The sequence below is a fragment of the Duncaniella muricolitica genome (assembly GCF_910574735.1).
Classification (GTDB): Bacteria; Bacteroidota; Bacteroidia; order Bacteroidales; family Muribaculaceae; genus Duncaniella; species Duncaniella muricolitica.
In genome coordinates, this window is the sequence record NZ_CAJTCF010000041.1 from 25,197 (window position 1) to 33,626 (window position 8,430).

Here is an 8,430-nt window from a genome sequence, read left to right on the forward strand (position 1 = left end):
AGGTATTAGAATGTTTGTTTTGACACGCGGACAGAGCCGTCGCTGTAGGTGGAGCGAACTATGTAGAGCGAGCCTGCGGCGGGATTGGTCACCTGCATGCCCTGGAGGGTATAGTAGTCAGTACTGACTGGCTCGGAGACTGCGGTGATGCCGGTGATGGCCGACTGCTCGTCGCTTGACACATAGCCGTGAAACTTTATGTCTGACAGACACATGGTCTTGCCGCTGGCAGCTCCGTTATACCACGGATAGAAACGCAGACGCAGCGACTGTCCGCCTTCAAGACGTATGACGGGACGAATCTTGCCGTCCTGCATATTGTTGGCCGGCATCGACTTCATCTCAAAGATATTTACGGGATTGGCAAAGTCGTCGTCGACCGAATAATAGACCTTCAGACACATGCCGTTGCCGCCGCAGCCACACACATAGTAACTGATTTCGTCTACGTTGTACACTGTGCCTTCAGTGGCTGTCACGCCAAACTCGATGTAGCGTGTCGACACCTCGTCGATTTCGCCCGCCGGCCAGTTGCCCCCTTCGATGAGATTGCGCTGGGTCTTGCGTGATGCCTCAAAACCTGTGTCGGAGGGCCACACGGTGTTGGCGTTGGGATTGGCATAACGCTGTAGCTCCATGCCCGAATAGTTTTCGGCAATGGCGTTGACCGGGCCGGTCACAACATACGAGTCATCCTTCTCCAGACGCCAGTACACCGAGGCTTCGGTGCCTCCGCTCAGATTGACTGCCGTAGCCGAGACCGGGATGTCGGTCTTCTTGTCGCCGGCCAGGATAGTCACGGTGCCGTTGATGTCACCGTCGAGTGTGGCGCGCACGTTAAACCGCTGTATCAGCGTGCCGCCCTCATAGGGAAGCGAGAGCGACGAGGTCCATTCCTTGCCGTCGGTCGAGAGTGTGATGCCGTCAGTAGCGGTCACAGTGACATTTCCGGCCGAAGGGGTGAGGTCAAAGCCCGTGACCATAAACTCGCGTGAGAGCGACTGGCCTTTGTAGCCCTGGCCGAGATTGCCGTCCGAGGGGGTCACACCCAAATCGCCGGTCAGGCGGGCATACTCGGTGAGAAGGCCCTGCTCCTGACACAATCCGACAAAGCGGCGTGCTATCAGCGCGGCTCCTGTCGCGCTCAGATGGGTCGAGCCATCGCCATCACCGAGGATGTCGTGACACGCTTTGTCGCCATAGCTTACGTAGAGGTCGGCAGTGCCGGTGGTGAGGTCGACAAATGGCACGTCAAGTTCCCTGGCCACCTCCTGCATCTGATATACATAGTCCATGGAATGGTCGTCAGAGGCTACACTCTGCTTCTCGAGCACACCCGAGTCGGTGAGTTTCGAGAAACTGTCGCCCAGGTCGTGGCGGCCGTTGCGGCGTATGGTGCAGTTGGTAAAATACATGCGGCATATCGAACCGGCAAATATCGGAGTGCAGCCGGCCTCGCGAGTCTCGTTGACATATTTGCGCAGATATTCCTTATAGGTGGTCGAGGGATTGGTGCCGCGATAGTCGGTGGCCGAGGCTTTGTCGGCGTCTCCTATGGAAGTGTAATAGGCTTTAAGCTCATCGCCGTCCATGCCCTGGGTCTTCTCGTCATTGTGGGCAAACTGGATGAGCACATAATCGCCGGGCTCCATCTGCTTTTTCACCGAGGTCCAGTAGGCCGCCTCTTTATAGAAACTTTTGCTCGAGGCTCCGCTCTTGCCGCGGTTGTTGACTTCGATACCCTCGAGAAATTGCTGGAGATACTGACACCATCCGCGCGTGACAGTGGCCGACTCGTCATAGTTGGCCATAGTGCTGTCGCCTATGGTATGAATCTTTTTTGCACCGGCGTCTGACGGCGCGCCGAGCGAGAGTGCCGATACAAGGAGTGCGGGTAGGATTTTCTTCATGGTAATATAATATGTGTGTGTTACTGTTTCTTGTCGCAAATTTAGCTCTTGCAGGCTTTACGGTAATGGTGAATTTGATGCAAATGATGGTAAAATCCGCTCAGATGTTGCTTGTTGAGCTGATTTTACCTATTTTTGCTTTGGAAAAACCTTTTGATATATACCATGATGCGCCACATCCTCACCTTTCTTATTTATATGCTGTCGGTCGTCACGATGAGCGCGGGCGAGCCTTTCTGCGACATCCGCAACTATGACGAGCGCGACGGTCTGTCACAACGGCTCGTCAAGCAGGTGGTGCAGGATGACAACGGCGTGTTGTGGGTGGCCACATGGAACGGGCTCAACCGTTTTGACGGTTATGAATTCAAATGCATACGCCCGGGCATCAACGACGGGGTGCGCCGCTACTCCTCACGCATAGGCGACATCAAGCTCGGACCTGACGGCCGGCTGTGGTGTCGGATAGACCATAAAATAGTGAGGTTTGATGTCAATGACTACACATTTTTCGACTCTCACTCTCTGCTTGAGGAGAAATTTGGCCGTCGGCTGCATGTCAGAGGCATAACCATGACCACGGCCGATGAACTTGTGCTTACGCTTGTTGACAGCACATATATAATAATGCCACCAACCCCCGAGCCTGAGCGCGAGGCTGTCATGACCGGCTCGACAGGCGGCAGGAAATACAAGTCGCCCTCCAACCGCCGACTCGGCACCGTCGGACCCTATGCTGCCAGCGACCTCGTGATGTCGAGGCGTGACGAAGCCGGCACAGTGTGGCTCGTGACACGTGACGGCGATGTGATATGCGCTCCGGATGTCGACGGGCCATTCACGGTGACGGGACGTATCGGAGGGGTGGCCAATATGGGATTGCGCTATGCCACGTCCGACTCTCAGGGCAATGTGTGGCTATGCAGCAAGACAGGCCTCCACCGACTCACATTCGGCACGGCTCCTTACAGCATGGTGAGCCATGACCCCGTGTCGATGCTACGCACATCGTGCCGCGACAGCCGCGGGCGTGTATGGCTCTCATGGAGCGACGCCAGGTGTCTGACTCTGAGCGGGCCCGACACGGACACGACAATGTATGTTGGTCCCGACGGGTCGTTGAGTGCCCGGCGAGTGTCCTTTGGCGCGGCTGTCTACAGCATCGTCGAGACACGTCCGGGAGAGATATGGCTCGGCACCAAGCCCGACGGCCTCTTCCGTCTCACCGAGCGTGAGGGCGGCGGTTATGACGTCAAGCATTTTGTACATGACTCTTCCCGCCCTGACTCCCCGTCGGGCAACGCCTACTATGACGGAGCCGTCGATTCGCGCGGCCGGTTGTGGCTCGCATCGATGGGCACAGGCATGGATGTAGTGCCCTACCCCTCCGCCCCCGAGCCGGTGTTTCATAATGTAGCGTCCCGTTCCGGCTATCCTTCCGAGGCCATGTCGGTGAGACGTATCAGTCTGCTCAATGACAGCATGGGGGTGGCCGCCACTACCGCCGGACTGCTCGGATTCAGCATACCGGCGTCCGACCGCCTTGACGACATGCGTTTCGCGCTCCATGTCAGCGAACCCGGACGCGAGATGTCGCTGGGCAATATCGCCACTATGGATGTTGGCCTCGGACCTGACGGTTCGCTCTACGTGGCCACCGAAAGCGACGGAGTGGCACGCCTCATGTCGCCGCTCTCCGACGGCCCTGTAGCTCAGTGGGATTTCCGCAGCTATCGTGTGCAGGGCGGCGTCAACCCCGATGTCGCTCTGTCGGTGCAGCCTGCGGGCAACGACAGCATGCTGCTTGTCACAGGCGGCAACGATGTCAGTCTGCTCGACCCGCGCACAGGCGAGACGAGAGTCTACGGAGCCTCGTTCTGGCACCGTGACATGCGTTTCAGCGATGCCAAACCGCTCAGGCTCGACAACGGCGAATGGCTCTTCGGACTTAACGACGGAGCCGTAAGGGTGCGTCTTGACAGCACTGTCATGTCGGCCGACACTCTGCCTCTTGCTTTCAACACAGTCTCCATCGCCGGCCGTCCCGACTCGCTGCTCACCCCACGCTGCAACCGCATAACACTCGCCCCGTCGGAGCGCGATGTCACACTCCGCTTCTCGGCACTCTGTTATGCCGACCCCGCCACACTGCGCTATGCTTTCAGGGTCGGTGATGACCCGTGGACACCGCTCGGAGCCTCACGCACCGTATCGTTTGCCGATCTTGACCCCGGCACATACACTGTCACCGTGCGTTCCACCGACACTCACGGCCGATGGCTCGACAACGACCGCAGCGTCACGATCGAAGTGCTTCCGACATTCTGGGAGACAGGAACGGCCAAAGCCCTGTATGTGATATTGACGCTCGCATTTGTCGGAGCAGTGATATGGACCACCGTCTATATACGCCACATCAAGCGTCAGCAGCGCGAGATGCTTGAGTCTCACTTGCGTCAGCTCGAAGCCCGCGCCGTGGGTCACGAATCAGGCATAGAGGTAACACAGGGTCCGCAGCCCGCACCCGTGCAGACGCCGCCGCCCCCCTCGCCTCGGCTCTCCGACGAGGACCGTCAGCTCATGGATGCCGTCATGGACTATATCGAGACCCACCTCTCCGACTCCGACATCACTGTCGACGACATGGCCCTCGCTGTGGCTGTGAGCCGCAGCGGCCTCACGCGCAAGATGAAGTCGCTGATGGGCGTGACGCCGGCCGAGTTTCTGCGCGAGACACGTCTCACACGTGCCTCCACCCTGCTGGCCACCACATCCAGACCCATCAAGGAGATAGCCGTGGTGTGTGGATTTTCCGACATGAACTATTTCGGCAAGTGCTTCAAATCATCGCGCGGTCTCACCCCGGGAGCCTATCGCAAGACCCACAGCCGGTCATAAAAAATCCTCCCCACCTCTTTCAATAGCCGACGGAAACGACTACCTTTGCACAAGCAAAAGCAATCACAACCCAGATGCCACAGGAAAATAATACATATAACAATAACAACAGACGCGCATCCAAGCCGCAACACATATCTCAGTTTGACCACGGGGGCCGCATCCCGCCTCGCGACAACGACCTCGAAGAAGCCGTGCTCGGAGCGTTGATGCTCGAGAAGGACGCCTACACAGTGGTGTGTGACATCCTCAAGCCCGAATCGTTCTACGACCCGGCCAATCAGAAGATATATGCAGCCATCCAGACACTCGGAGCCGCCCAGCAGAGCATCGACATGCTCACCGTCACCGAGCGTCTGCGCCTCAACGGCGACCTCGAAGGGGCCGGAGGCGCGTTGCGCATATCCGAACTGACCTCCAAGGTGGCGTCGGGCGCGCACGTCGAGTTTCACGCCCGCATCGTGGCGCAGAAATATCTCGCCCGCGAGCTCATACGCTTCGCCTCGCAGATCGAGGCCCAGGCCTTTGACGAGAGCTATGACGTGGATGACTTGTTGCAGGAAGCCGAGGGCAAACTCTTCGAGATTTCGCAGCGCAACGTCAAGAAGGATGTGACCCAGATTGACCCCATCATCAACTCGGCCATCGAGCAGATACAGATTGCCGCCAACCGTGCCTCGGGTCTCTCGGGCCTGGAGTCGGGCTATCATGAGCTCGACAAACTCACCTCGGGATGGCAGCGCAGCGACCTCATAATCATCGCGGCGCGTCCCGCCATGGGCAAGACGGCCTTTGTGCTCTCCATGGCCAAAAACATGGCGGTCAACTACAACATACCCGTGGCCATATTCTCGCTTGAGATGTCCAACCTACAGCTCGTCAACCGTCTTATCCAGAACACCTGCGAAATCGAGGGCGAGAAAATCAAGAGCGGACAGCTCTCGCAGATGGAGTGGGACCAGCTCATGTCGCGCGTCAAGAATCTATACAGCGCGCCTCTCTATATCGACGACACAGCCTCGCTGTCCATATTCGAGCTCCGCACCAAGGCCCGCCGTCTGGTCAGGGAACACAACGTGTCGTTTATCATCATCGACTACCTTCAGCTCATGAACGCCTCGGGCATGAAGTTTGGTTCGCGCGAGCAAGAGGTGTCAATGATTTCGCGCTCGCTCAAGCAATTGGCCAAAGAGCTCAACATCCCCATCGTGGCACTCTCGCAGCTCAACCGTTCGGTCGAGTCGCGCGGTGCCGACTCGAAAGACGGCAAGCGTCCGCAACTTTCCGACCTCCGCGAGTCGGGAGCCATCGAGCAGGATGCCGACATCGTGTGCTTCATCCACCGTCCGGAATATTATCTGCGCTCGGGCGTCGACGGAGCCGGCAACGACATACGCGGCCTGGCCGAGTTTATCGTGGCCAAGCACCGTTCGGGACGTGTGGACGACGTGAAGATGCGTTTCAAGTCAAAATATGCCCGATTTGAGAACTGGGAGGGAGAGACCTCGGTGAGCAGCGGACAGCTCGAATCGAGGCTCAATGCCACCGACGGCACTGTGCCAGTGATGCCCCCCTCGGGAGTCACAGGCTTTGTAGGCGGCTCGGCCGACATACTGTCGTCATCGTCCGACGAGACCGCTCCGTTCTGAGCGACATATACTTAAGAGGGCGACGAAAAAATTTTTTCATCCCCAATCAAAAAAATTTTACGGTCCGGAGGCACTACACACCCCTGTGTGCCATCCGGACCGTGACTTTTAACTTTTGGATGTTAAATTTTGCCGGCAATAGCAACAAGCCTTAAAACCTTTTTTCGGTCAGCAGTGTTTAATTAATAAAATTAACACAACCAACAACTATTGTTTTATGAAAAAAGCGTTATTAATCATTGCAGTTGTGCTTGGAAGTATGACCGCATTCGCTCAGAATCTTGACAAGAATGAGGCAAAGCAGCTTAAGGCTTTTCTCAACGAGGGAAACAATGCCACCGAACTCAAGGTAGCCAATCCCAATGCCATAGCCTCGGTCGAGGGAGTCACCGTAGAAAACGGACACGTCACCGCTATCTCATGGAAGGACAAAAAACTTTCCGGCGCACTCAACCTCACCGGTTTCAAGGCTCTTAACAAAGTTGACGTGTCGCGCAACAATCTCACCTCGATCAATGTATCAGGCTGCGCGGCTCTGACCGAACTCAATGCATCCCGCAACAAAATCACCACTGCCGATTTTGCAGGTTGCGAGGCTTTGCAGACTCTCTCGATTTACAAAAACCGTCTTACTGAAATCGACCTCAACGATGTGCCCCTTCTGAAGAAACTCAACCTCTCCAACAACCTCTTTGTAGAGCTGAGCCTCCAGAACTCCACCAACCTCGAGACCCTCAACTGTCAGGGTTGCCACCTCGAGTCGCTCAACGTCACAGGCTGCACCGGCCTCAAGAACCTCTACTGCGGTTATAACAAGCTCACCCAGGTGACACTCACCGGTGTGGAGAACCTCCAGAACCTCAACGTGGACGACAACGAGATTACCAACCTTCTCATCTCAGGTCTGCCCTCGCTCTCGACTCTCATCTGCTCTGACAACAACATGGTCACTCTCGGTGTACGCGACTGCAACGCTCTTCTCGACGTAGTATGCTCCTACAACGACCTCACCACTTTCAGCGTAGAGGGTTGCCCCAACCTCCAGTATGTCGATTGCTCCTACAATGACCTTACTCAGCTCACTCTCTCCAACCAGACATTCCTCCAGCGTCTTATCTGCAACAACAACCAGTTGACAATGCTCGACGTATCGTTTGACCAGGCTCTGACCTACATCAACTGCCGTTTCAACCAGATAACCGACTTCCGCACCATCGCCTGCAACAGCCTCCGCATGGTAGCCTGCCAGTGGAATTTCTAAGCTGACAGCCGACAGTCAGTTGTATTGACAACAAAGACTGAAACCAATAAAAAAGTCCCCGGCCTCCACAATCGAGACCGGGGACTTTTTTTAGGGCCAAGCTGAAATTTCGGTGCATCATAGATTAATGCCAGCCCCAATTCTGCCAGACATACGCGTCGGCAGGCATCCCATGCATGCCATTCCACATCCCGCAAAGAGGGTGTTGCAGAACTCCTCTGATTAAAGCCTCTGAGAATTGAATATTTTAGAATAATCTGGAATTTTTCGAGATTAGTTCGTATATTCGATTCTCAGGAAGTTGAAAACCGGGCATACACTAAAAAAACAGCGAAAATCGGTCTTTTCAGGCCGATTTTTGTATGTTTTTATGCAATTTCAGGATATTAAGAGCCATGAATACGAAGCCGAGATCCATTGTGACCTTGGCTTTTCCGAAGTGGCGGAAGCGTGTGTATCCATGATTGTGTTTGAGTTGTCCGAAAACCGGCTCAGGTTCCAGCGACCTTCGCTTTAGCTTCTGCTGATTCACCGGAAGATCAAGCCTGGCCTTTGCTTTCCTCTCTTGCCGGATATTAACGTGAGTTCGATATAAGAGTTCAGTTATCCAATAATAAAACAATCAGCCATTTAGCATAAAACTAAATGGCTGATTTTCTTGGTATTCTCGCGAAAAATTCGTAAATTTATAGTGTCCAATTATAACATTTAC

General features: G+C 55.4%; 5 protein-coding genes. 3 read left to right on the forward strand and 2 right to left on the reverse strand.

All coding sequences use genetic code 11. From position 1 onward, the window contains the following. Positions 1 to 5: 5 nt before the first annotated feature. Positions 6 to 1,910 (reverse strand): GDSL-type esterase/lipase family protein, encoded by a 1,905-nt coding sequence (locus tag QGT73_RS10190; protein ID WP_280122364.1) that lies wholly within the window; start codon positions 1,908 to 1,910, stop codon positions 6 to 8. A 165-nt stretch (positions 1,911 to 2,075) separates the two neighbouring features. Here QGT73_RS10190 and QGT73_RS10195 point away from each other — a divergent pair, with 165 nt between their 5' ends. The 3 genes from QGT73_RS10195 (at position 2,076) to QGT73_RS10205 (ending at position 7,718) form a co-directional block, all read left to right on the forward strand. Next, complete coding sequence (locus tag QGT73_RS10195) at positions 2,076 to 4,808, forward strand: helix-turn-helix domain-containing protein (protein ID WP_280122365.1); 2,733 nt, start codon at positions 2,076 to 2,078, stop codon at positions 4,806 to 4,808. Positions 4,809 to 4,882: 74 nt separating this feature from the next. After that, positions 4,883 to 6,457 (forward strand): replicative DNA helicase, encoded by a 1,575-nt coding sequence (dnaB, locus tag QGT73_RS10200; protein ID WP_280122366.1) that lies wholly within the window; start codon positions 4,883 to 4,885, stop codon positions 6,455 to 6,457. A 217-nt stretch (positions 6,458 to 6,674) separates the two neighbouring features. Then, entirely contained in the window at positions 6,675 to 7,718 is a 1,044-nt protein-coding gene (locus tag QGT73_RS10205) for a leucine-rich repeat domain-containing protein (RefSeq protein ID WP_280122367.1), read from the forward strand. Positions 7,719 to 8,064: 346 nt separating this feature from the next. Here the strand turns inward: QGT73_RS10205 and QGT73_RS10210 are convergent, their stop codons facing one another. Further along, positions 8,065 to 8,340, reverse strand: coding sequence for a transposase (locus QGT73_RS10210; RefSeq protein ID WP_280122368.1), 276 nt, complete (start codon positions 8,338 to 8,340; stop codon positions 8,065 to 8,067). Positions 8,341 to 8,430 lie beyond the last annotated feature (90 nt).